This is a genomic window from Rothia dentocariosa ATCC 17931, assembly GCF_000164695.2.
GTDB classification, from domain to species: Bacteria; Actinomycetota; Actinomycetes; order Actinomycetales; family Micrococcaceae; genus Rothia; species Rothia dentocariosa.
Genome location: NC_014643.1, coordinates 2,287,838 through 2,312,299, shown reverse-complemented (window position 1 = coordinate 2,312,299; position 24,462 = coordinate 2,287,838). Strand labels below are relative to the sequence as shown.

The 24,462-nt window shown below is 50.4% G+C and carries 21 protein-coding genes and 1 tRNA gene; 18 read left to right on the top strand and 4 right to left on the bottom strand.

Annotation, left to right across the window (positions count from 1 at the left end):
- Window positions 1-69: 69 nt before the first annotated feature.
- Window positions 70-501 carry a ribosome silencing factor gene (gene rsfS / locus HMPREF0733_RS09895; RefSeq protein ID WP_013399179.1) on the top strand — a complete coding sequence of 144 codons (432 nt, stop codon included), beginning with the start codon at window positions 70-72 and terminating at the stop codon, window positions 499-501.
- 161 nt (window positions 502-662) lie between these two features.
- Window positions 663-735: transfer RNA gene (locus HMPREF0733_RS09890), tRNA-Ala, on the top strand.
- Window positions 736-979: 244 nt separating this feature from the next.
- Here the strand turns inward: HMPREF0733_RS09890 and HMPREF0733_RS09885 are convergent.
- On the bottom strand, window positions 980-1,753 hold the full coding sequence (locus HMPREF0733_RS09885; RefSeq protein ID WP_013399178.1) for an SDR family NAD(P)-dependent oxidoreductase: 774 nt from the start codon (window positions 1,751-1,753) through the stop codon (window positions 980-982).
- Between the two features lie 306 nt (window positions 1,754-2,059).
- Between HMPREF0733_RS09885 and HMPREF0733_RS09880 the strand changes: the two genes are divergently transcribed.
- The 5 genes from HMPREF0733_RS09880 (at window position 2,060) to HMPREF0733_RS09860 (ending at window position 6,402) form a co-directional block, all read left to right on the top strand.
- Window positions 2,060-3,337 carry a glutaminase gene (locus HMPREF0733_RS09880; protein WP_013399177.1) on the top strand — a complete coding sequence of 426 codons (1,278 nt, stop codon included), beginning with the start codon at window positions 2,060-2,062 and terminating at the stop codon, window positions 3,335-3,337.
- A 23-nt stretch (window positions 3,338-3,360) separates the two neighbouring features.
- Window positions 3,361-3,828 (top strand): P-loop NTPase family protein, encoded by a 468-nt coding sequence (locus HMPREF0733_RS09875; protein ID WP_004004809.1) that lies wholly within the window; start codon window positions 3,361-3,363, stop codon window positions 3,826-3,828.
- A 269-nt stretch (window positions 3,829-4,097) separates the two neighbouring features.
- Window positions 4,098-4,676 carry an excalibur calcium-binding domain-containing protein gene (locus tag HMPREF0733_RS09870; protein WP_013399176.1) on the top strand — a complete coding sequence of 193 codons (579 nt, stop codon included), beginning with the start codon at window positions 4,098-4,100 and terminating at the stop codon, window positions 4,674-4,676.
- A gap of 109 nt (window positions 4,677-4,785) precedes the next feature.
- Window positions 4,786-5,691: a polysaccharide deacetylase family protein gene (locus HMPREF0733_RS09865; protein ID WP_013399175.1), complete on the top strand. Its 906-nt coding sequence runs from the start codon at window positions 4,786-4,788 to the stop codon at window positions 5,689-5,691.
- A gap of 69 nt (window positions 5,692-5,760) precedes the next feature.
- On the top strand, window positions 5,761-6,402 hold the full coding sequence (locus HMPREF0733_RS09860; protein ID WP_013399174.1) for a DsbA family oxidoreductase: 642 nt from the start codon (window positions 5,761-5,763) through the stop codon (window positions 6,400-6,402).
- 211 nt (window positions 6,403-6,613) lie between these two features.
- Here HMPREF0733_RS09860 and HMPREF0733_RS09855 read toward each other — a convergent pair whose 3' ends face one another.
- The gene (locus tag HMPREF0733_RS09855; protein WP_013399173.1) at window positions 6,614-7,570 is read right to left on the bottom strand and encodes a polysaccharide deacetylase family protein; all 957 of its coding nucleotides are present in this window, start codon (window positions 7,568-7,570) and stop codon (window positions 6,614-6,616) included.
- 144 nt (window positions 7,571-7,714) lie between these two features.
- On the opposite strand from HMPREF0733_RS09855, the gene HMPREF0733_RS09850 reads away from it, so the two are divergent.
- The 7 genes from HMPREF0733_RS09850 (at window position 7,715) to HMPREF0733_RS09820 (ending at window position 15,184) form a co-directional block, all read left to right on the top strand.
- Window positions 7,715-8,206, top strand: coding sequence for a hypothetical protein (locus HMPREF0733_RS09850; RefSeq protein ID WP_013399172.1), 492 nt, complete (start codon window positions 7,715-7,717; stop codon window positions 8,204-8,206).
- Between the two features lie 272 nt (window positions 8,207-8,478).
- Window positions 8,479-9,582, top strand: coding sequence for an App1 family protein (locus HMPREF0733_RS09845; protein WP_013399171.1), 1,104 nt, complete (start codon window positions 8,479-8,481; stop codon window positions 9,580-9,582).
- A 799-nt stretch (window positions 9,583-10,381) separates the two neighbouring features.
- The gene (gene nrdH / locus HMPREF0733_RS09840) at window positions 10,382-10,609 is read left to right on the top strand and encodes a glutaredoxin-like protein NrdH (RefSeq protein WP_004004799.1); all 228 of its coding nucleotides are present in this window, start codon (window positions 10,382-10,384) and stop codon (window positions 10,607-10,609) included.
- A gap of 69 nt (window positions 10,610-10,678) precedes the next feature.
- Window positions 10,679-11,209, top strand: a complete 531-nt coding sequence (nrdI, locus tag HMPREF0733_RS09835; RefSeq protein WP_013399170.1) for a class Ib ribonucleoside-diphosphate reductase assembly flavoprotein NrdI — start codon at window positions 10,679-10,681, stop codon at window positions 11,207-11,209.
- Complete coding sequence (gene nrdE / locus HMPREF0733_RS09830) at window positions 11,182-13,362, top strand: class 1b ribonucleoside-diphosphate reductase subunit alpha (RefSeq protein ID WP_013399169.1); 2,181 nt, start codon at window positions 11,182-11,184, stop codon at window positions 13,360-13,362. The genes nrdI and nrdE overlap by 28 nt, the downstream gene beginning before the upstream one ends.
- Window positions 13,363-13,488: 126 nt before the next feature.
- Entirely contained in the window at window positions 13,489-14,466 is a 978-nt protein-coding gene (nrdF, locus tag HMPREF0733_RS09825; RefSeq protein WP_013399168.1) for a class 1b ribonucleoside-diphosphate reductase subunit beta, read from the top strand.
- A 229-nt stretch (window positions 14,467-14,695) separates the two neighbouring features.
- Window positions 14,696-15,184: a CTP synthase gene (locus HMPREF0733_RS09820; protein ID WP_238382356.1), complete on the top strand. Its 489-nt coding sequence runs from the start codon at window positions 14,696-14,698 to the stop codon at window positions 15,182-15,184.
- A gap of 181 nt (window positions 15,185-15,365) precedes the next feature.
- On the opposite strand, the gene HMPREF0733_RS09815 is transcribed toward HMPREF0733_RS09820, so the two are convergent.
- Window positions 15,366-15,746 (bottom strand): MerR family transcriptional regulator, encoded by a 381-nt coding sequence (locus tag HMPREF0733_RS09815; RefSeq protein ID WP_013399167.1) that lies wholly within the window; start codon window positions 15,744-15,746, stop codon window positions 15,366-15,368.
- A gap of 180 nt (window positions 15,747-15,926) precedes the next feature.
- Between HMPREF0733_RS09815 and HMPREF0733_RS09810 the strand changes: the two genes are divergently transcribed.
- Both HMPREF0733_RS09810 and HMPREF0733_RS09805 read left to right on the top strand, forming a co-directional pair.
- Window positions 15,927-16,967, top strand: coding sequence for a zinc-dependent alcohol dehydrogenase family protein (locus tag HMPREF0733_RS09810; protein ID WP_041321802.1), 1,041 nt, complete (start codon window positions 15,927-15,929; stop codon window positions 16,965-16,967).
- A gap of 227 nt (window positions 16,968-17,194) precedes the next feature.
- The gene (locus tag HMPREF0733_RS09805; RefSeq protein WP_041321801.1) at window positions 17,195-18,907 is read left to right on the top strand and encodes a formate--tetrahydrofolate ligase; all 1,713 of its coding nucleotides are present in this window, start codon (window positions 17,195-17,197) and stop codon (window positions 18,905-18,907) included.
- Between the two features lie 611 nt (window positions 18,908-19,518).
- On the opposite strand, the gene HMPREF0733_RS09800 is transcribed toward HMPREF0733_RS09805, so the two are convergent.
- On the bottom strand, window positions 19,519-20,292 hold the full coding sequence (locus HMPREF0733_RS09800; protein ID WP_013399164.1) for an MBL fold metallo-hydrolase: 774 nt from the start codon (window positions 20,290-20,292) through the stop codon (window positions 19,519-19,521).
- 177 nt (window positions 20,293-20,469) lie between these two features.
- Here HMPREF0733_RS09800 and uvrA point away from each other — a divergent pair, with 177 nt between their 5' ends.
- A complete protein-coding gene (uvrA, locus tag HMPREF0733_RS09795; protein ID WP_013399163.1) occupies window positions 20,470-23,358 on the top strand; it encodes an excinuclease ABC subunit UvrA in 2,889 nt (962 codons plus the stop codon).
- A complete protein-coding gene (locus tag HMPREF0733_RS09790; protein ID WP_013399162.1) occupies window positions 23,355-24,413 on the top strand; it encodes a GNAT family N-acetyltransferase in 1,059 nt (352 codons plus the stop codon). Before uvrA ends, HMPREF0733_RS09790 begins: the two co-directional genes overlap by 4 nt.
- The last annotated feature ends 49 nt before the right edge of the window (window positions 24,414-24,462 follow it).

Here is a 24,462-nt window from a genome sequence, read left to right as displayed (position 1 = left end):
ATTGGCATTAAACGTTTGCTTGCTTTGGCGCCTGTCTGTCAGAGAAACCTGGCGGCAAGAAAGGAAAAAATGACTGCTGCACAGTCCTCTTGTGAGGCTCTGCGCATTGCCGCCCGAGCGGCGGAAGAAAAACAAGGAACCCAGCTGTTTGCGGTAGATGCTTCTGACGCTATGGGGCTGATTGACGGTTTCTTGGTAGTTTCGGCACATAATGAGCGCCTCGTCAATGCGGTTGCTGATGAAATTGAGGATGCGCTTCGAGAACAGGCTGATTTGAAGCCGGTACGCCGAGAAGGACGTGCATCTGGTCGTTGGATTCTCCTAGATTTTGGGGACATCGTAGTGCATGTTCAGCATGAAGAAGATCGCGAGTTCTATGCTCTGGATCGTTTGTGGGCGCAGGCTCCGCGTATTGAACTAGGTGTTACCCATGAAGTTCCGTTTGATCTAGAAGGCGAAAGCGAAGAGGAAGCATCTCGGGCCGTTCCTGCTGACGAGTAAAAATTTTGTTGCATCATGTGGGGCACCGCTGAGGCATACCAGAATTTGGTATCTTCGGCGGTGCCCCGTATTTTATGTCTGTACCAGTGCGAGAACTTGCATGCGTGGCAGAAAGATGTGTATTATGTTTTCTGTTGCTAAGGCAACGCAAAACTATATGAGGGGATATGGCGCAGCTGGTAGCGCACCTGCATGGCATGCAGGGGGTCAGGGGTTCGAGTCCCCTTATCTCCACTATTTACCGTCTGGTCCGAAAGGACTGGGCGGTATTTTATTATTTTTCTAACAGTACATGGTGCTTTCACATGAATGTACCTTTGGCGCGTAATAGTATTTGTCCCTTACACGAAATAATAGTGCGAAGAGATAAGAGGGGTATGGCGATTACCCCGAACAATACATTTAAAAACCTAGCTAAGATTCTAAAAAGAGTTTAAAGAATATGCTCCTTCATCCAGGGAAGAGAAGGGTATGCATCCTATTGAGAGCTCCTATGTTGGAGCGCACGATCGACTATTGTCATGACGAAGCGCTTAGGCACCACACGGGTTACAAATCGCGCCACAATGGCGTTCCCCACTCCATCCACAAAACTGGGTTTCGTGGTTTTTAGAGTACGCAACGTGTTGTCTAGCAGCTGATGGACAGAGCGCATTTTTCCGACTGTTGCAGATTCACCGGCGATTTCAAAGAATGAGGTATCGGTGGGGCCGGGACAGACCGCAAGTACGCGGATGCCGTCTTTTCGGGTTTCGGACCAGAGCGCTTCAGTAAAGGAAAGTACGAATGCTTTGGTTGCGCCGTACACCGCCATATGGGGCAGTGGCTGAAAGGCAGCAGTCGAAGCAACGTTGATGATGGTTCCGTTTTTGCGTTCACGCATGGCGGGCAGATACCGAGCCGTCAGACCTGTTAATGTGAGGCAGTTAAGGCGTACTTCTTGTTCCAGACGCTCAGGGCTCTCATCAGCGACGTCACCGGAGGTTCCAAACCCTGCATTATTGACAAGTACATCAATCTCTAGCTCAGCACGGTTCGTTTCTTCCCAGAGCCGCTCAGCCGCATCGGGTTCGGATAGGTCACAAGGAATTACCGTTACTGTAATACCGTGCTCGGCGCGCAGCTTTTCGGCTAGATCCTGGAGTTTACTTTCGGTTCGCGCTACTAAGACGAGGTCGTGTTTCTGAGCGGCATAACGGTGTGCGAACTCCTCGCCGATCCCCGAAGACGCACCAGTAATTAACGTGGACATGATTCTCCTTTCGTAATTTTCGTATCAATGTCAAAGCTACAATATACGGTCGTGCTAAAGACCTGCAGGACACGAAAAACTACCTGAAAGCAGAATTTGCCCTAGCCACTGGGAAGAGGAAAGGGGAATACACCTACGAACAGATGGAATAGTTAAGCCATATTTGGAGTATTTAAGGCTTAAAAGCTAAACTTCAAGAAGCTGGGACATAGGCGGAATCTTGCCACAGCGAAGACGCATGAAGTTTCTACGCCCAAGAACCTCACGCCGTGTACTAGGAAAATATCGTCCGTCAGGAGGGAACTCATGCATTCACCGATACCGAGCTACCTTGACGAAGTCCTCCAAAGCGTTGCGGCCGATAGAACGGGTGTACTTGCGAATTATATTCCTGAACTTGCCGAGGTTGATCCTGAACGTCTTGGCGCCTCTATAGCTATGGTCGATGGGGAACTCTATGCTTCCGGCGATACTGATTCGCTATTTACCATTCAATCCATCTCAAAGCCTTTCGTGTATGCTTTAGCCCTTGCTGATCGCGGGTTTGAGAAAGTCTTAGACAAAGTGGGAGTTGAACCGTCCGGGGAACCCTTCAACGAGATCTCCCTTGAAGACAGCTCTGGTCGTCCGCTAAACCCCATGATTAACGCTGGCGCAATTACCACGCATTCTTTAGTCGGTACAGAAACAATGAATCCGGCAGAGCGTATGGAACGTGTGATTTCTGGGCTCTCTGCCTTCGCTGGTCGTTCCCTTGACGTTGATGAAGCGGTGTACTCATCTGAAATCGAGCACGCGCATCGTAATCTAGCGATCGCTCATATGCTTCGCAGTCACGACATTCTCACGGAGAACCCCGCCGGCGTGGTCGAAGGCTACACCCGTCAATGCTCTTTGCTGGTAACCGTGCAGGATTTGGCGATGATGGCGGCAACTCTGGCAAACTACGGAATTCAACCCGTTACCGGGGAACAGGTAGTACCTAAGACAGTGGTGCGTCAGGTACTGAGTGTTATGTTCACCTGCGGTATGTACAACGCTGCAGGGGACTGGGCAACGCAGGTCGGAATTCCCGCTAAAAGTGGGGTAGGCGGGGGAATTATTGGCGCCGTACCGGGCCAGCTGGGACTAGCAACATTTTCACCACGCCTAGATGTACACGGCAACAGCGTGCGCGGTGTATCTCTCTTCGAACGATTCTCCTCAGATATGGGCATGCACGTTATGAACATACCCACTGTTGCTCGGTCCGCAATACGAGCTAACTACCGAATAGGCTCCGGTGAGAAAATAACCCAGGTAATTCAACTGCAGGGCAGAATTAGATTTGCCGGTGCAGAGCGAGTTATCCGTGAAATTGTTGATACACACTACATGGGAACACGAATAGCGCTCGATGTTACCCGAGTTTATTCTGTGGACGAGGTTGCCCAGCATATGCTTCTAGAAATTATGAGAAGAATGAGACACGAGGGATACACTGTATATCTGATTGATCAAGATGACACTATTACAAATCTTGAGGCCCTGAGAACTATGGATGTTGCCGTATTGGGCAGCATTGACGAACTCGAATACTACTAGTCTTTGAGAATTTATAAGGTGTCATGATGAAACGTATTGCTATTTTAGGCCGCGGCGGTGCCGGTAAAAGTACCCTGGCTTCCTATCTTGCTACCCGCTATAAACTACCTATTTTCGAGCTAGACCAGTATTTCTGGGATGAAGACCTTACACCTACTCCAGTAGATCAGTGGAATGTTATTCATCAGCAGATCATCTCTGAGCCTGAATGGATTATAGACGGTGATTTAGGCGTATATGATACCAAACTACTAGAACGGCTCAAGGCGGCAGATACGGTTATTCTCTTAGACTTTAGCGCTCGCGTATGCGGTATGCGTGCGTTACGGCGCTCCCCGGAGAACCTAGAATTTTGGAAATGGATTCTGCGCTATAGGCGCGACAGCTTGCCGCGTATTATGGCGGCATGCGCGCATCCAGAAGTACAAGCACATATATACCGGTTCTGTGCTCCTGCCGAGCTCGATAATTTTCTCGAAAACCTTCGATAGCAAGAATATTATGCTGAATTTTGTGAGGCTTCTAGGGAAAATCTGATGATCTTCTGGAGAAGACATTCGTTATAACATCAGAGATAAAAACTTCATAATGATGAACCTGTTCTAAGAAACATATGTCAAGATACGACTCCATTGGGAATTTCTCAAATATAAAAACACGGAGTATTAGAGACCATAAGTTTAGGCTAAACTAGTACAGAGAGCTACGGTAGCTCTCCATGAGGATTTATTCACCACTCATTCATGAGGAATAATTGTATATGAGAAACCACATTGTCGCGGTGGCGCTTATTGGTGCTGTGTTGTTTACCGGATGCTCCGGCAATAATGCCCGCAAAGAACAAACCCCTTCTTCATCCCCATCAATCTCTGCGACGGCCTCTACGAGCACCTTTGCAAGCCCTACGGCTTCCATAACTCCGTCACCAACCCCTACTCCAACTACCTCTCCCACTATTTCTGAAGTAACGCCAGAACCAGCTGCCACTGCTGACGCTGAACAGCATGAGGATGTTGTCGAGGTACCTCTTGATGACGCCTCTACTTCTGCCCCTCAGCCCGAGGCAGCTCAACAACCTTCTCCGGTTCAACAGCAACAGGATCCCGTGCAGCAGCAACCTGTTGCACCCGTGCCTGCGCAGACTTCGGCGCAGCAGCGGCATATTGCCCCGGTTCCAGAACAGCCTGCGCCTGTAAATAACGGTGGTGGTGTCTATTACAAAAATTGTGCTGCTGCACGGGCGGCAGGGGCTGCGCCTTTATACCGCGGACAGCCGGGGTATGGAACTCATCTTGATTCAGATGGTGATGGTATCGCTTGCGAACCTAAAAAGAAATAAATCCTAATAGTTACGTTATATAAAGTTGGGTGGGAACGTTCCCGCCCAACTTTATAAGTTATGTAAAAGCACTATGCCTCTACACGAGAGCACGATAGGGTAGAAGTATATGTACCCATATAAACACCAGAGTCCAAGCAACGAAACCCCACATCGTAAATCGGCGGATCGTTTCACCCGTATACCACGCCGAGCGGCTGTTTTAGGTATGCTCACCCCGCTTTTGGGTGCAGGCGTGCCTTACGCCGTAACACGAGATGAAAAGGTCGCGGGCATTGAGGAATCAGCATCATGGGTAGATTCGTCCTCTGCATCTTCGGCGCCAGCGTTAGATTCCTCAGAAGAGGATGACCAGCAGAAAGTGGCCTTGCCGGAGTCGATAAATCCCATAGAGGTGGCGCACCCGTGGGATGAACCGCAAACCGCTTTGGAAGGTACAGGGAACTATATTGCTTGGACCGTTGATGACGGGAAAAGCCCTGATGTTGTGCGCGCCTACGCAGATTTTGCCGCCCGAACGGGAACCCGGCTTACCTTCTTTATCAACGGGTCATATAACGCTTTTGAACCGAACCTAGACGTTCTTAAACCGTTGGTAGAATCAGGGCAGATTCAAATCGGCAATCATACGTGGTCGCATGCGGCGCTGACTACGCTAGATGATGCAGGAATTGCCGAAGAATTAACGAAAAATGACGAAGAGATACAGCGACTTTTCGGCGTGTCTTCTAAACCATATTACCGCCCACCATACGGATACTATGATTCTCGTGTGCTTGAGGCTGCAGCAGGTGCAGGATTCGACAGGGCGGTTCTCTGGTACGGGTCTTTAGCTGATTCTTCACCCATACCTGCCGAAGAAATATACGCATATTCCAAAAAATATGCGAACTCGCAGACTATTCTCATTGGCCATTTGAACTACCCCGGAGTTATTGAAGTGCTCGATAAGATCAAAATGCTTTTGGACGAACGGAATCTTACCCCCGTAACCTTGCGTGACTATTACGGGTAGAACGTACGCTGGAATAAATTAGTGCTGTGCGAGTTTTACCGGCGTAATCGTTAGTCTCTTGAAAGGTACATGATGCGCGTAGATATTTGGTCAGATATTGTTTGCCCTTTCTGCTATTTAGGTAAGAGGAATTTTGAAATAGCTCTCGCCCAATTTGAGCACCGTGATGAGGTAGAGGTTCGTTGGCATAGCTTTGAGCTCGACCAAAATGCCCGGGAAGATAATGCTTTGCCGCTTGCTGAACGTATTGCCGCGAAATATTCTCTCAACCTAGAGGAATCTATTGCTACCCAAGAAGGAATAGCAGAACGTGCCCAAGAAGTGGGCTTGGATTTTAACTGGCGCATCGCAAAGTACGGCAATAGTTTTGATGCTCACCGTATTATTCATCACGCAACTGCACAGGGGAAAGCAGCAGAGGCTCAAGAGGCTTTCAAAAAAGCATATTTTACGCAGGGACGCTCCATTGAAAAACACGAGTCCATTCGGAAGATTGCCGCTGAAATCGGTCTCGATTCACGTCAGGTTGATGAAATACTCGCTGGCGACCACTATGCTGAGGATGTGCGCGCTGACGAACGCGTGGCACAGGAATTGGGCATCACGAGCGTTCCTTTCTTTTTGATTGAAGCGCAGTGGGTTATTAACGGAGCTCAACCGTCCGCGGCAATTTTGGAAGGGCTCAACCGGGTTTGGACTGAAACTCACTAGCCCTAAATTATGAGCCCTGTAAGACCGAACACGGCTTCAAAGCTCTAATGCCTCCAAGGGGAGAGCGGAAGGAACAACCTGCGGATTCGGTGGGCATGGCTGTTCCTATGGCAACCAAAGCAAATGATGCTAGATCAAAACATGTGCCTCTTTAACTGTTTGCTGTACCTACGGTCAAAGATGCACATATTTCTTAAAATCCTGTATGTTTCTAATTTCCGGTGGTGCCAAGACCAGATCCCGCGGCCGGAGCTGGGGAAGCTGGTTCTTCTTTCTTTTCGTCCTTCTTATCTTCGGGTTTTGGTTCGGAGGCCTTACGTTCTTCCTCGGTTAGCCCCTCAAAATAGTCGTTGAGTGTGACCGTGATGAGCTTACGCTCGGCGACTAGCCCAGCAAGACGATCAAGAAGCGGAATAATGGTCGTGAAATTCAGATGCCCTAACAGGATTCGTTGCGGCAGAACGTATTTGAGCGATCGCATATAGATAACACGCGCTGAGGTTTTGGCCTCATCTCCGAGAGTTCCTTCCCACAGCACCGGGCGCGTGTATCCTACGCTAGCGGCTACTTTGAGCACTCGCGCATCATAGCTGCCGTAGGGGGGACGAAAATAGGGCTTTGCCGAGACCCCAAAAACTCTTTGAATCTCAGCCTCGTTCTTCTCTAGTTCGTGCTTAATCTGATCATCTTTGAGAGTTTTTAAATCGGGGTGACTAAAGGTGTGGTTTGCAATTTGAAGCTGTCCGGTTTGCACTAGCGGCTTAAGCACATCAACATTTTGAGTGAACCCCACATAGGTCATATTGACAAAGAAGGTTAGGCGCACACCGGTACGCGCAGCAAATTCTGCGTAGGCTCGAATTGTTTCTGGGCTGACTCCATCGTCAACGGTCCACGCGATATAACGTCCTTCACCCGGCAGGCGGGTCATAGGGGCAGACCATGGCTGTTTCGCAATAGTTGCTACGTTGAAACCTGCATTCGGCTTTGGCGGCGCTGCGGGAGAGAACGTGAGCGACTCAGGAACATTATCCTGTGTTTCATGAGCGGTAGAGGAAAAATCGCTAGTAGTCGCATTAATAGTCTTGGGCGTGGAGGCAAAAATAATCGGTGCTAATGCACCGAGAGAACCAGCGAGAAGCAGACGGCGTGAAGGAGAGTGCGGCATACTCTTAAGGATAACGTGCGGTTAGCTCAAGAGATGACAATCGACGCTTTTGCGAAAGTGTCAGATTTTAACTAGTACGGGTACAACGCTGAAACCTTGCATCATCTAGCGTTTTCGCCTGTAGCCTACTGTTACCATGGACATATGGTCAAGAAAATTACTCTCGTTGCGGCCGCTTCGGTTGCGTTACTCACCGGGTGCTCCGCAGAAGTTGTGCCCGGTTTGTCTCTGAATTCCGCTCCAGACTATGGAAATCGCGGCGATATTACCGTCTCCGCCGAGGTCCTAAACGGCAGTGAACATAATGGTTATAAGGCTCAAACTGGAAAGCTTCGGATCTTTCAAGACGGTCAAGAAATCAATTCTGCCGAGCAGAGTCTAGAAGCGAAAACTAACTACTATCGGCTGACTTCGGCTGATAACCATGAGTTGGCTGGCAAGGTTATTCAGGTGGCTGTTTATGCGGATAACCCTAATGACGTAGTGAAATGCGGTATCAAAGTTACCGGCGAAGAAGAGCCTGTGCACCACGTAGAACAGGCAGAAGGTAAAGGCGCGGCGTACTGCCAGGTAAAACTCAGCTCAGGCCCATTCCAGCTGCATACTGAAGAATCCGGGCAGTCTGAGCATCACTAGAAAGTGGTGAGCACTGAACTGATACTTGTTCCTTCATCGGCTGAGAGTATCTGATCTATCGCACACACTAAATCCGTAGCAGCCCTAACGACGAAAGAGAAGGACTCGGTCTCCACAGTAGAGGGGAACCGAGATCCTTTTCTCTTTAAACCCGTTTGAATACCCCCCCTGAGAAGAAGATTAAGCGGCTAAGAAACTAATTGATGAGGACGCTTTAGAGGTCGAACTTGAAAATAGGGTGTTTTATTGCAAGATATGGAAAACTAGAAAGCATGGAGAATCTAGGCCCACAAGAATTGCGCAGCGTGGTCACCGAAGTTGCCGGTGAAGCCGTTAACCTAGGGTATCGTATGGGCGATGCCGTGCATCGTTGGCGTGAACAGCGAGCTGTGGCTCACGGGCGTGAGCCTATTGTGGTGCCATCTGAAGGATATGGACGGGTAGCCACAGATACTGAATCCGGGTGGGTGCGTATTCTTGGGCGTGCCCTCTATAAAACGGCTGCCTTTGAAAAACTCCTACACGTGGTGGAAGGCACCGAAGATACCGATAACCCGACGCGCGGGTGGCGGGCTTTTACCACCGTTGCCATGTCGGATGTGTACGTGACTATTCTTATTGCGGGCCATACGTTTGAGGTACAAACCGACCGTGGTGGAGTGCTGGATGTGCGCCTTGACCTAGACTTACCGGCCGGAATGCATAAGGTCATCATGTATGTACCGGGTTCCCGCGCCGTTGAAACTAATGTTTATATCGTCCCGGAATCCCAGAAAATCGGGGTTATCGTAGACGTCGATGATACCGTTATGGTGACTATGTTGCCGCGTCCTCTTGTCGCTGCGTGGAACTCCTTTGTACTGGATGAGCACGCGCGCATTCCGACCCCGGGCATGGCGGTGCTCATGGACCGCATTCATCGAGCACATCCTCAGGCACCTTTTATGTATCTTTCCACTGGCGCTTGGAATATCACACCGACACTGCGTCGCTTTCTGACCCGCAATGGCTACCCGCGTGGAACCTTCCTATTAACAGACTGGGGGCCAACTCCTGACCGCTGGTTTAGGTCGGGGTCCCAACACAAAGTGAACTCTCTAAAACGACTTGCCCAAGAATTTCCCCAGATGCAGTGGATTCTTATCGGCGACGACGGACAGCGTGACCCGGATATATACAACGGATTTGCGGTGCGCTACCCGCAGAACGTCGCCGCTATTATGATTCGTAACCTCACGGTGGGGGAGAGCGTTCTCGCCTCTGGGCGGGTCTGGAGCGATCAGAGAGCGCAAAAAATGACAAATTCTCCATTGTGGATGGAGGCGAATGATGGGCATACGTTGAGCCGACTGCTTCGTGAGCGAGGACTTCTCTAAACACGTATTAGCACGTATTAGGTTGTACATCTGTATGGCTGTTCTCTGTGGTGTGGGGAAGAGATGACCTCATCTTGAGGGCTGGCAGGGGAAGATCAACTATTGAGACAGTAGATCATTACGCTTATCCACAGGCGAACTGTACCGACCTCATACGAGATGTGGGTTTTAATGGGTTTGACGATTTCTCTCACAAAAACCCAACAACACGCCGATCATCTGAATGTTTCAAAAATTTCTTAATCACATCTTTGCCATACTCTCAAAAGCCATAAAAACCTTCCAACACGACGCATGTAGGTGGAATCCAGTCGAGTTTTTCAGTCTCGTTCCGCAGAGAATCAAGGAATGGGTATAAAAGCTTAAAAATCAAGAGGGAAACAATGCCAGAAATCTCACATAAAGACCTGTTCGCCCTGAAAAAACAGAACAGATTTTCAGTTTAAAAGAGCGATGCGCGTTCCGCTCACAGAGCCGATATGTGGATAACTCTGTATTGTCCGCAATAATTAGCGGAATTACACTCTCCTGAGGTGTGGATAAACTGAATGTCCTTGTGCTCGCGTGTGGGTTTCTCGAACAAAACATCCACACTTCACCACAGCATCTTGTGCCAGAGAAATTTTCAGACACAACATGTAGTATTAATACCCGGCTCGATTCTTTGCGCGGTCGATGACGAAATGCTTCCAGTCTTCTAGAGCTAAAGGAAGTCTCATCAAGCACAAGAATCCTCTGCCTTGCACACAAAGTATTCACGCAATTACGCTCCGCCTTGGGGCTGACAAGGAGAAAACCGATGGTAGTGACCGTGTACACCAAACCGCAGTGCGTTCAGTGCAACATGACCTACCGGGCGCTAGACGCCAAGGGCATCAACTACGACAAAGTAGACATTACGGAAGATTCCCGGGCGCTAGAGATGGTTAAGTCCCTCGGATACATGCAGGCACCGGTCGTCATCGCCGGTGAAGAGCATTGGTCAGGATTCCAGCCTGACAAGATTAACGCGCTTGCATTAGCATAGGCGGCAGCGTCAAGCACGACTCAACCCACAGAATTTCCGTGGGTATTTGATCGTGGAGTAAGGAGAAATATGAGCACCCCCCTCGCACAAAATCCTACGCATGAGAACGCTGAGATTCAGAAGATTATTCTTCAGGCACGTGATGCTGCTGAGGGCCGAGCGACTCAAAGCTCGTTGGGTAAGGATTTGCCGCTCGTTGTCTACTTCTCCTCAATTTCAGGCAACACACACAAGTTCGTTGAGAAACTACAGGCACGAAACGTGCGCCTTCCTCTGCGAACTAAGGATGAGACTCCCGTTATGCACGAACCCTATGTGCTGTGCGTACCCACATACGGGAAACCAGAAGGGGCAGGCAATGTTCCCCCGCAGGTCGTCAAATTCCTGAATGACGAAGAGAACCGTCGCCAGCTTCGCGGTGTTATCGGATCGGGAAATACAAACTTCGGATCTCTCTTCGGAATCGCAGCAGATATTGTGGCGAAGAAATGCGATGTTCCCTTGCTCTTCAAGTTCGAGCTTATGGGAACCCCCTCAGATGTCGAAAAAGTAAACAAAGGATTGGAAGAATTTTGGACGCAAAACTGCCTTCAGCGCTAGAGACTCTCGGTGCCGGACACAGCTCCAAAGCGGTACCTGACAAATTCAAAGGTATGAGTTACCACGAGCTGAACGCTTTGCTGAATCTCTACGATGAAAACGGCATGATCCAATTTGACGCCGACCGTCAAGCCGCACGTCAGTATTTTCTTCAGCATGTTAATAACAACACGGTTTTCTTCCACGATCTCGAAGAAAAAATCGAGTACCTGATTGAGAATCAGTACTACGAGCCGGAACTCTTCGACCGGTACAGTTTTGACTTTGTGAAGTCTCTTTTCAAACGTGCCTATGCGGCCAAGTTCCGTTTTCCCACCTTCCTAGGCGCCTTCAAGTTCTACACTTCCTACGCGCTCAAGACCTTCGACGGTCAGCGTTACCTGGAGCGTTTCGAGGATCGTGTATGCATGGTGGCTCTGCTTCTTGCTGAAGGCAATGGAAAACTTGCAGAAGAGATCGTAGATGAGATCATTTCCGGTCGTTTTCAGCCCGCAACCCCGACCTTCCTGAACGCTGGTAAGAGGCAGCGCGGTGAGCTCGTTTCCTGCTTCCTGCTGCGTATTGAGGACAATATGGAGTCGATTGGCCGTTCCATCAACTCTGCCCTGCAGCTTTCAAAACGTGGAGGCGGTGTCGCGTTCGCCCTCACGAACCTACGTGAGTCTGGGGCTCCCATCAAGAAGATTGAGAACCAATCATCCGGTGTTATCCCTGTGATGAAGCTCCTTGAGGATGCATTCTCATATGCAAATCAGTTGGGGGCTCGTCAGGGTGCAGGCGCGGTTTACCTGCACGCGCATCACCCCGATATTTATGCTTTCTTAGATACTAAGCGTGAAAACGCAGACGAGAAGGTGCGCATTAAGACCCTGTCTTTGGGCGTTGTGATTCCTGATATTACCTTCGAGCTGGCAAAGCGTAACGAAGATATGTATCTGTTCTCGCCCTACGATGTAGAACGTATCTACGGAGTAGCTTTCTCAGATATCAACGTTTCTGAGAAGTACTACGAAATGGTGGATGACTCGCGGATTCGCAAGACCAAGATCAACGCGCGCGAGTTCTTCCAGACCATTGCTGAGGTGCAGTTCGAGTCCGGGTATCCCTACGTGATGTTTGAGGATACGGTTAACCGGTCTAACCCGATTGAAGGCAAGATCATCATGTCTAACCTTTGCTCGGAGATTCTGCAGGTTTCAAAGCCGTCGATTTACCACGACGATTTGAGCTACGCCGAAATTGGGAAAGATATTTCGTGCAACCTTGGGTCTCTCAACATCGCAATGACCATGGACGGTGACGACCTAGGGAAAACCGTTGAAACCGCTATTCGTTCGCTTACCGCAGTTTCCGACCAATCCGATATTCGTTCCGTGCCGTCTATCGAACGCGGTAACGATATGAGCCACGCGGTCGGTCTGGGGCAGATGAACCTGCACGGGTACCTGGCGCGTGAGCACGTTTACTACGGTTCCGAAGAAGGTCTGGACTTCACCAATATTTACTTCTACACGGTGACGTACCATGCTATTCGCGCTTCCATGGAGATCGCCAAGGAGCGCGGCGTGACCTTTGAAGGGTTTGAGAGTTCAAAGTACGCTAACGGTGAGTTCTTCGCCAAGTACATTGAGAAGGAATGGGAACCGCAGACCGAACGGGTACGTGAGCTGTTTGCTAAGCATCATATTCCGACCCGCGAAGACTGGATTCAGCTTGCCGCCGATGTAGCCCAATACGGCATGTACAACCAGAACTTGCAGGCCGTTCCGCCCACCGGATCTATCTCGTACATCAACGGTTCGACTTCTTCGATCCACCCGATTGCTTCTAAGATTGAGATTCGTAAGGAAGGCAAGCTGGGGCGAGTCTACTACCCGGCACCGTTCATGACGAACGATAACCTGGAATACTTCCAAGACTCCTACGAAATTGGGTACGAGAAAATCATAGATACCTATGCCGTGGCAACTCAGCACGTGGATCAAGGTCTGTCTTTGACTCTCTTCTTCCGGGATACTGCGACCACTCGCGATATTAACCGTGCCCAGATTTACGCATGGCGTAAGGGTATCAAGACTATTTACTACATTCGTCTGCGTCAGATGGCTCTTGAAGGCACCGAAGTTGAGGGCTGCGTATCCTGCATGCTGTAAATGAATCAGCATCTTACGGGTTTCGGGGTGCAAGAGGTTCTTCTTGCACCCCGAAACAGACTCGATTAGTAACTTAGAAAACATTACATGCCTGTGTGGGCGTGACATCCAATCTGGGAGATACACATGAGTGAAAAAGTGCACCTCGTCGACCACCCGATTGAGGCTATTAACTGGAACCGCCTTGAAGATGATAAAGACCTTGAGGTATGGGACCGTTTGACCGGTAACTTTTGGTTGCCTGAAAAGGTTCCGCTGAGCAATGATGTTCCCTCATGGAAGACCTTGACGGCGGAAGAAAAAGAGTTGACCATGCGTGTTTTTACGGGGCTGACTCTGCTGGATACTATTCAGGGCACCGTTGGTGCTGTGTCTCTTTTGCCGGATGCAGTCACTGCGCACGAAGAAGCTGTATACACCAATATTGCCTTCATGGAGTCGGTGCACGCTAAGTCGTATTCTTCGATTTTCTCGACTCTGAGTTCGACTAAAGAGATTGATGATGCCTTCCGTTGGGCCTCCGAAAATGAGCACCTGCAGAAGAAGGCGAAGATTATTCTCGCATACTACACGGGGGATGATCCGCTCAAGAAGAAGGTTGCCTCTACGCTGCTGGAGTCCTTCCTGTTCTACTCAGGGTTTTACCTGCCCATGTACTGGTCGGCGCACGCTAAACTGACGAATACCGCCGATCTGATTCGTCTGATTATTCGTGACGAGGCTGTTCACGGCTACTACATTGGCTATAAATTCCAACGTGGTTTAGCAAAAGAGAGCCCGGAACGGCAGGCAGAACTTAAGGAGTACACCTTCAACCTGCTGTACGAATTGTATGAGAATGAGGTATCCTACACGCATTCACTCTATGACGGTGTGGGCTGGAGCGAAGACGTCAAGAAGTTCCTGCACTACAACGCGAATAAGGCTCTCATGAACCTGGGGTATGAAGCGATGTTCCCGGCGAGCGTGACCAATGTTTCGCCTGCTATTTTATCGGCTCTTTCGCCCAACGCCGACGAGAACCACGACTTCTTCTCGGGATCTGGCTCATCTTATGTGATCGGTAAAGCCGTGAACACTGAGGATGAGGACTGGGATTTTTAGTCTCAAAAACTGATTCTGAGATCAGGAAGATATAACTTTAAGAAACCCGTATATTTCCTTGAAAACGTAGGGAATATACGGGTTTTGTGCGTCAAATTCAGGGGAGTCTAGGAGACTCGTAAAAATTTTTTAAATCTTGGGTGTGTCATCTTTATGTAACTCTTCACTTGAGATTTAAAAACTTATAGGGTGGAGGTGCAAGCAATTGTCGAGCAAAGGAGCGATGCTCATGTTTAAGACTACGCTGTCAGCCGTTCGGCGTGCCACCCTGGTCGGGGTCGGCGCCGTCTCTCTCGCGTTGGGCGCTTCGATGCTGTCCGCCCCCGCAGCTTCTGCATATGTGCAGGCGTTCGTTCCGGTCATTCCTCCGGCAACTAGCTCGGATGCAGGTATCTCAGCTCCGGCAGTACATGATTCGAACTCCGTCCCCTTGGAACATGAACATGTTGTTAACTGGTCGGATTATGAGGTGACGGGTGATCACGAGATTACCTTTAGCGTACCGACCGGTACCGCAACTTGTTTTGATGTACGTGCCGAAGCTGCTGAAAGTAACGGTACTCTCCACGTGGCCACTGTTGAGGGCTCCGTGCTTGGAGCGCCCGATAAGTGCACCATGGAAGGGCGCACCGTTAAGGTAAGGGTTTACACCAATGCTCCTGCATCGTCCTTGAAGGTGCAGCAGCTTCCTGCATCGCAGGTAACCCTTCATGAATAAGAAGAAGATCCAGCCTGTGTAAGGTGGCGAGATCCAATGCTAGAGAGTATCAAAAGATAGCTTGGGTAGACGGGTCTTTCACACATACTCTCTGAGAGGGATAATGATCGGGGTACCTCACCTATATGGTGTGGGGTACCCCGATTTATATTCGATATTCACTAATAAATTGAGCGCTAGGTTATGCATGCTTCTTATTCTCTTGCGCCATTAAATCTTGGTAGTACGCAATTTTTCGGTCCACAAAATCAATCCTTCGCTGGGCATCAAGTAGCTGCTGACGGGCAACGTGTGCGTAATGTTCGATAATGTGTAAACGCTCCGATGCTGTAGACACGCCACGACGGCAGAGGTCTACATAGGCTTTGACATCGTTAATGCTCATACCGCATGCACGTAAGCAGTGAATCGTTTCAAACCACCCCACGCATTCTTCGGTGAAAACACGCCGTCCATGTTCATCTCGTTGCACAGTGGGAATAAGGCCTTTGTCGCTGTAATACCGTACCGTATGCGGGCTTATGTCAAGCTTTTCTGAGATTTCTTTGACGCTGTAACTCATAATTCCAGTATCTCACGGCACTCCAAAGGTATAAGATACTAAGTTTTATTCTCAAAAATACACGTGGAATAACATACCTTTTATCTTCCATAGCGCTTGCTTTCGAGTAACTCGAAGGGCGTACTCTAATACAACGACTGGTTAAAACTTAAAGCATCTACATGAAAGTGAGTACAGCTAATGCGTTCAGTCATTATGGAAGAACCCGGTAAGGTCGTCGTAGAAGACCGCCCCATGCCCACCCTCCTGGAACCCACGGATGCCGTTATTAAACTTGCCGCATCCTGCATCTGCGGTTCTGATCTGTGGCCCTACCGTGGCGCGCAGCCTGTAGACCATCAGCAGATGGGTCATGAATATATCGGTGAGGTTATCGAAGTTGGCGACGATGTTAAGACCGTCAAGCCTGGTGACTTTGTCGTTGGTTCTTTCTGCATCTCATGCGGTGAGTGCGCAACCTGCCAGGATGGTTACCCGTCACGGTGCCTTAATGCCATTGCTGCGGGCGATGGTTTCATTGGTATGCGCTCGAACGGTACCCAGGCGGAATACGCCCGTATTCCTTTCGCAGACGGCACTTTGGTTAAGACTCCCGCATACCCTACCGCAGAGCAGATTCCGCATCTGATGGCGGCATCCGATGTGCTGGGTACTGGCTGGTATGCAGCCGACGCCGCCAAGGCTGGCCCAGGTAAGACCATTGCTGTGGTAGGCGATGGCGCTGTTGGTCTGGGCGCAGTTATTGGGGCTAAGCAGCTGGGTGCTGAAAAGATCATCATAATGTCTCGCAACCCCGAGCGTCAGGCGTTAGCTAAGCAGTTCGGAGCAACCCATGTAGTGGAAGAACGCGGTGAAGAAGGCATCGCCAAGGTTCTAGAGCTTACTGACGGGGTGGGAGCGCACGGTGTTGTGGAGGCTGTGGGTACTCAGCAGGCCTTTGACCAAGCCCTCGGATGCGTACGCCACGGCGGCTACATCGGTTTCGTAGGCGTGCCCCACGACAGCTCGATCGGTACCGATGTGCTCTTCGGCAAGCAAGTTCATCTTGAAGGAGGCCCCGCGCCGGTCCGTAAATACCTGCCGACCCTGATTGACCTGATTTACAAGGGTGAGATTGAACCCGGTAAGGTCTTCGACCTAGTATTGCCCATCGACGAAGCTCCCAAGGGCTATGAGGTAATGGATCAGCGTACCGCGACCAAGGTGCTGCTGACTATGTAGTAACTATATTTACTTTAGAGCGAAGAAACTCCTGCGAGCATGAACTACTGAATCATGAGCGTGGGAGTTGCTTCGTCTTTGACCTGGGAACATTGTGTCAAGAGACCTTCCGCAAGATGGCATATTTTCCTCGCCGTATATCTCACATATAAATTTAGGCGACAATCCGTGAGCTAGAGCATAGAATGGGATATGGAACTGTTGGTTTCTACTTGTTAAGGACAATGATGACGAACAAGCCTTTCCCTTCCGACCTCGAAATTGCTCTCGCTGCTGAGCTTAAGCCCATCACCGAAATAGCCGCCGAGAACGGCATCAGCGAAGATCGTTTGGAGCCCTACGGTAAATATGTTGCCAAGGTCCTGCTCGACGAAAGCACCAACGCAGAAACCGCCCAAAAGCGCGGTTCCAAGTACATTGTCGTTACCGCTGTAACTCCCACACCGCTCGGCGAAGGTAAGACCGCAACCTCTGTCTCGCTAGCACAGGGATTCGCCCAGACCGGCCGTAAAGCTGCGCTGGCGCTTCGCCAGCCTGCCATGGGACCAACCTTCGGTATTAAGGGCGGTGCCGCTGGCGGCGGTTACTCGCAGATCGTTCCCATGGAGAAGCTAAATCTGCATCTGACCGGTGATTTCCACGCCGTTACCGCAGCCCACAACCTACTGGCCGCCATGATCGATAACCACCTGCACCAGGGTAATGACCTGCGCCTCGACCCCCGTGCCATCGAGTGGCGCCGCGTTATCGACATGAACGACCGCTCCCTGCGCAACATCGTAGTCGGTCTGGGTGAGCGTATTGATGGCGTGCCCCGACAGACCGGGTTTGATATTACCAGTGCCTCTGAAATCATGGTGATTCTTTCGCTGGCAACCTCCTTTGAGGACCTGCGCAAACGTTTGGCAAAGATTGTTATCGGTCTGAACTACGATGGTGAGGCAGTCACCGCCGCCGATTTGAAGGCTGACGGCGCAATGGCTGTTATTCTGGCGGATGCCATTAACCCCAACCTGCTTCAGACTCTCGAACACACCCCGGCACTTATTCACGCGGGCCCCTTCGGAAACATCGCTACCGGTAACTCCTCAGTTGTCGCTGACTACGTTGGCTTGGAATACTCCGACTACGTGATTACTGAGGCAGGCTTCGGGGCAGATATGGGTGCTGAGCGTTTCTTCAACGTCAAATGCCGCATCTCAGGGCTGAAGCCTGATGCTGCTGTGCTGGTTGTCACCGTACGTTCTCTCAAGTCGCACTCGGGGTTGTACAAGATCGTGCCGGGCAAGCCGCTGCCTGAAGGCATGCTTGAAGAGAACCCTGCCGACGTTGAAGCAGGGGCTACTAACCTGAAGAAGCACATTGAGATTGTGCGTGACTTCGGTGTGCAGCCGGTGGTAGCTATTAACGCGTTCCCCACCGATTTCGATTCTGAGCATGAAGCTATTCGCCGTATTGCCGAAGAGGCTGGCGCTCGTGTAGCTATCCATCATGGTGTTGCTGAGGGTGGCAAGGGTACGATTGACCTGGCAAATGTGGTTGCTGAGGCTTGCGACGACGTTTCGAACCTGGAGTACACCTATGATCTTGAGGATTCTCTCGAAACTAAGCTTGAGAAGGTTGCTACTAAGGTTTACGGGGCAGACGGCATCTCGATTGCTCCCGCAGCGGCAAAGCAGCTTAAGCGTTTTGCTGATCTGGGATATTCGCATCTACCTGTGGTGATTGCAAAGACCCACCTGTCGATCTCTTCTGATGCTTCCCTCAAGGGTGCACCTACCGGTTGGACTTTGCCTGTGCGCGAGGTTCGTCTTGCCGCAGGTGCCGGTTATGTTTACGCTATTTGCGGCACGATGCGCACCATGCCCGGTCTGAGCAAGAGCCCTGCTGCAGAGCGTATTGGTTTTGATGAAAACGGTACGATGATCGGTCTTTCGTAGTGCTTTCTGTGCCATATTTCGCCCATAAAAGGCGAAGGCAAGCTTGATAAGGTGCCGTGGGCATCCTCGTTATGTTGGGATGCGCACGGCACCTTTTCTGTGTCTTCGTGGGCTGTACCGAGGGGTAGTTTTCACCGATTTCGCGTGTGTTGCGAAAAACCATTCAAACAGACCAATTGGTGTATAGAATCCGCATGATTACGCGGGTTTAACAATACTGTTATTTAGAGGTGTACCTTGAAAAATGGCTGTATGACGCGGAACTTCCAGAAAAAAGTTTTAGTGATTTATGCCATATAAAAATCAATAAAATCTCAATTGGTATTTAAATGCCCTGCTTTCATGCGGGGTAAAAATAACAGAATGGTTACAAATATGCGCTCAGCTTATCTAAGGTGTTTGGGGAGCAAAAACCATGTAGAAAACCGACCCAAAAGTAGGCTAAACTTGAGTTATCAAGTGATCGAAGGTTTCATGAATTGTCCTCGAGTTGCTTGTGTTTGAGTGAGTGATAGATACCCCCGGGTGTCATAAAACGACCGCGCTATGGTAGCGCGGTCGTTTTGTTTAACCAGACTTGTGCTGCTAGAAAGCCTACAAGATGTACTGGACTACCAGCCCCGTGAACCCCACTCTTCAAGGTATGGACGCTCGGTGCCTAATGTTGTGGAACGCCCGTGGCCCGGAAGCACAATCGCTTCATCATCAAAGTTTCCAAAGAGTTTTTCAAGAACGTTTGAGAAAAGTTCGCCAAACTGCGCGGATGAATCGGTCTTGCCTACGCCGCCGGGGAAGAGCGCATCGCCGGTGAAAAGCAGGGTAGCGGGGGAGCCATCTTCCCATGTGGTCTGTACAGAATATACGATGGATCCGGGAGTATGCCCGGGAACGGAAATAGCGCGCACCTGCAGCTCTGTATCGTAAAAATCAAAAACTTCGCCGCCGTTTAACTCGTTTTCAATCGTGAAATTTTCTTGCGCACGAATGGCCTCGGCGTCCGCGGATCCTGCATAAGTAATGGCACCGGTGAGAGATTCAAGCTCGCGCAGAGCACGAATGTGATCCCAATGCCCATGGGTGACCATGATGCCCGTCACGCCAAGAGCACGGCGGGGGATAGGCTCGAAATCTTCTTCAGATTCGAGAATGCGCACTCGGCGGTCGTTTTCTTCTGTAAGGGCTAGGTTTGGGCAGTCCTGCATGATTGCCTCAAGCGTGAAGGTATACAGTGCTTCCGCATCATAAGCGGGATCGATCAGCATTTGCTCACCAGTATGGCGAATCGTGATCAGGTAGACGCTGTTATCCATGTCTGAGACGCTTAGGGCACGTACCGTAAATTCCGGATTTTCGAAGATAAGAGTTGATTCGGGATAAGTAGCCATATATCCAGTGTACTGATGCGGTGTATATCCCGTTTCTAGCGGCAAGATATAAAGGGGTAACGGGAACGAAAGTTGCCAGGAAAAAGTTCGCCACGAGTCAAACCTGCATCATAAAGCATGCTATCCCCGCCGAAAGAGCGTAGAATGTAGATTCGAAGATAGACGAAAGGATTTTCGATGCCTCCCCGCGCTGGATCAGCAACCGCCCCTTTGCAGTCAAACGACTTGAGCAGCATTCGTGTGCAGGGTGCTCGCGAAAACAACCTCAAGAACGTTGATCTTACGATTCCACGTGACGCAATGGTGGTTTTTACGGGTCTATCGGGATCGGGTAAATCTTCACTTGCTTTCGACACTATCTTCGCAGAGGGACAGCGCAGGTACGTTGAATCACTATCTTCCTACGCGCGTATGTTCCTTGGGCAGGTAGATAAGCCTGATGTTGATTTTATTGAGGGGCTATCGCCAGCGGTCTCTATCGACCAGAAATCTACTTCAAAAAACCCGCGGTCGACGGTAGGCACCATCACCGAGATTTACGATTATATGCGCCTGCTGTGGGCCCGTGTAGGACGTGCGCACTGCCCAGTGTGCGGTGAAGAAATTACCAAGCAAACCCCGCAGCAGATTGTCGATGCACTGCTGGAATACCCCGAGCGTACGCGTTTGCAGGTTCTTGCCCCCGTGGTATCAGCTCGCAAAGGTGAGTTTGTTGATCTGTTCAAAGACCTGGTGACACAGGGCTATTCGCGTGCCCGGGTGGACGGAAAAACAGTTCAACTTTCGGATCCTCCTAAACTAGCGAAACAATACAAACACACCATTGACGTTGTGGTAGATCGCATCGTAATCAAGGAGAGCATCCACCAGCGACTGACCGATTCCGTGGAGACCGCACTCAGACTAGCCGACGGCCGCTTGCTCATCGAATTCGTAGATGTACAGGCAGATTCACCCGAACGTACTCGAACATTTAGTGAAAACCTTGCCTGCCCCAACAATCACCCCCTGCAGGTGGACACTATTGAGCCACGTGCCTTCTCCTTCAACTCGCCCTTTGGCGCATGCCAGGCTTGCGATGGTATTGGTTCCAGGCTTGAAGTTGATGAGGATCTTTTAGTACCCAACCCAGATATGACTCTGGGTGAAGGCGCTATTGCTCCGTGGTCGCAGGGAAAATCTACCACCGAGTATTGGCTGCGTCTTCTTGCAGGTCTCGGCGAAGAACTCGGATTTGACCTTAACACTCCGTGGAAAGATCTTCCTGCCAAGGTTCGCAAAGCAATTCTGGAGGGCAAAGATTTTAAAGTTGAGGTCTCGTACCGCAACCGTTTTGGACGCGAACGCCGCTATACCTCCGGGTTTGAGGGTGTTAAAGCCAATATCATGCGTAAACATCAAGAAACTGAATCTGATTTTGCGCGTGATCGCTACGAACAATATATGCGTCAAGTTGCATGCCCGGTATGTCACGGTGCGCGGCTTAACCCTACTATTCTCAGCGTCAAAATTGAGGGTAAATCCATTGCGGATGTAACCGCTATGCCGCTTCGTGCCGCCTTAGATTTTATGCGCGCCCTAAAGCTGACCCCTCGCGAGGCTAAGATCGCCGACCAGGTTCTCAAGGAACTAGATGCACGCCTGCAATTCCTCTTGGACGTAGGACTCGATTACCTGACGTTATCACGCTCTGCTGGCACGCTTTCGGGCGGGGAGGCCCAGCGCATACGACTGGCAACCCAGATTGGTTCCGGGCTCGTTGGTGTGCTTTATGTGTTGGATGAGCCCTCTATAGGTTTGCACCAGCGCGACAACCGACGTCTAATCGATACCTTGACAAAGCTACGTGATATGGGAAATACCCTCATCGTAGTGGAACATGACGAAGACACGATGCGGGAAGCCGACTGGATTGTCGATGTTGGTCCAGGTGCGGGCGAACACGGCGGTGAAATCGTCCATTCGGGCACTTACAAGGAACTTTTGTCCAATAAAAAGTCGATAACCGGTGATTATATGGCGGGTCGGCGCTCTATTGAAGTTCCAAAGAAACGCCGCCCACATGACCGTAAACGTGTGTTAAAGGTCTATGGAGCTCGCGAGAACAACCTCAAAAATGTTGATGTTACCTTCCCCCTAGGTGTTTTTACCGCGATCACAGGCGTATCGGGATCGGGTAAATCAACCCTCGTGAACGATATTCTCTATACCTCACTGGCGAATAAACTCAACGGTGCAAAACAGGTTCCAGGACGGCACAAGAAGGTAGACGGTCTGGAACATCTGGATAAGGTTATTCACGTTGACCAATCGCCTATTGGGCGTACCCCGCGGTCAAATCCCGCGACGTACACCGGTGTATTCGACCATATTCGTAAGCTCTTTGCCGAGACGAATGAGGCTAAAGTGCGCGGATATACGCCCGGGCGGTTCTCGTTCAACGTTAAAGGCGGTCGATGCGAAGCATGCTCGGGTGACGGCACCCTCAAGATTGAGATGAACTTTTTGCCGGATGTTTACGTGCCTTGCGAAACCTGCCAGGGAAAACGCTATAATCGCGAAACCCTCGAAGTGCATTACAAAGGTAAGACTATTTCTGATGTGCTTGAAATGCCGGTTGAAGAAGCTGCAGAATTTTTTGCGGCCTTCACCCCGATCGCTCGGCACTTAAACACGCTGGTTGATGTGGGGCTTGGCTACATTCGTCTAGGGCAGCCCGCAACCACGCTTTCAGGTGGTGAGGCGCAGCGCGTGAAACTTGCCGCAGAGCTGCAGAAGCGTTCTAACGGTCGTTCGATCTATGTGCTTGATGAGCCTACAACGGGTCTGCATTTTGAGGATATCCGTAAGCTCTTAACTGTGCTTCAGTCTCTCGTTGATAAGGGCAATACCGTTATCACGATTGAACACAACCTTGATGTCATTAAATGTGCCGACTGGATTATTGATATGGGTCCGGAAGGTGGCGACGGCGGAGGCACCGTAATCGCCGAAGGAACGCCTGAAGACGTCGCACAGGTTGAGGAGTCTCATACCGGACGTTTCATCAAGGAACTTTTGGTGTGAGTCATATTTCAGGTAATCATCCGCGAGCGCAAATACGCGGTGCTGTAACAACTCTCGACAGAGTACGCCATATTCTTGCTGCTCAGTTAGAGGCAGATTTCTGTTTACCTGCGGGAGCTATCTCTCAAGCACAGAATCTGGGTGCTGAGGTCCTGAGCGCACTGCAGCTTCCAACGGAAGAGATGAGCGCATCCCGCCGCCGCAACGCTGATACCTGGGAACTTCGGGTAGGTAACTATCTGGGCGTGGGGTTGCTTTGCGCAAAGTATCCCCGGGTTTTGAAAACGGCCACTGAGTATATGCGTGGGGATCTCTCAAATTGGCTGGGCGATTATGCACCGTTACGCCAGCTGAATGAACTCTTGACCCCTTACAGCCAGCAGGTGAGCGGAACAAGCGTATATTACACGCCTTCACGCAACCTGCTTGAATCTGTGGTTCCGCCGGATGCTCCGGCGCAAGAGGTTAAATGTGCGGTACCCGGAATCGGTATGATGCGCCGGGTAGACAGCGGCGTTCTTCGAGAATCCTTACGGCAACATATTTGCGGTCTTCGCACGGTGACGAAAGTACCGAACGCTTCGGCAGATGCTTTAGAGGCAGATGAAGATGATACGGCGGTTTCGGAATTCTCGGTGCGAATAGAGCTCCTTCACCCCGAGCAGTACGAGCGTTTTCGTGGCGATCCACGGTATTCGAACGCTTTAGGGTTTAGCAAACGTCGCCCCGATATTACGGTCCTTGCAGCATTTGACCCTGACGCCGCCACTGCTTTGGCAGATCCTTTAGCAATGGCGGGTGCAAGTGACGATTCGCCACTGATGCGTCAAATTGGTATTGATGTGCTGCCACAGGTGCGACAACGCGGGCTTGCTGCGCGTCTTGTATATGAACTTTCCCGAATGGTTCTTGCCGATGGGCGTGTTCCATTTTATGGAACCAGTCCTTCACATGTGCTCTCACAGCGTGTGGCTTTGGCAGCCGGATTCATCCCTACATGGTGGGAGTTTGTCTCAACGAGCATGCACGATATGCCGCTCGATGAAGTATCGTAAGGTTCGTAAATTTTTGGTGAGAGTCAGAGAATTTCAGTGAGCGCGCACA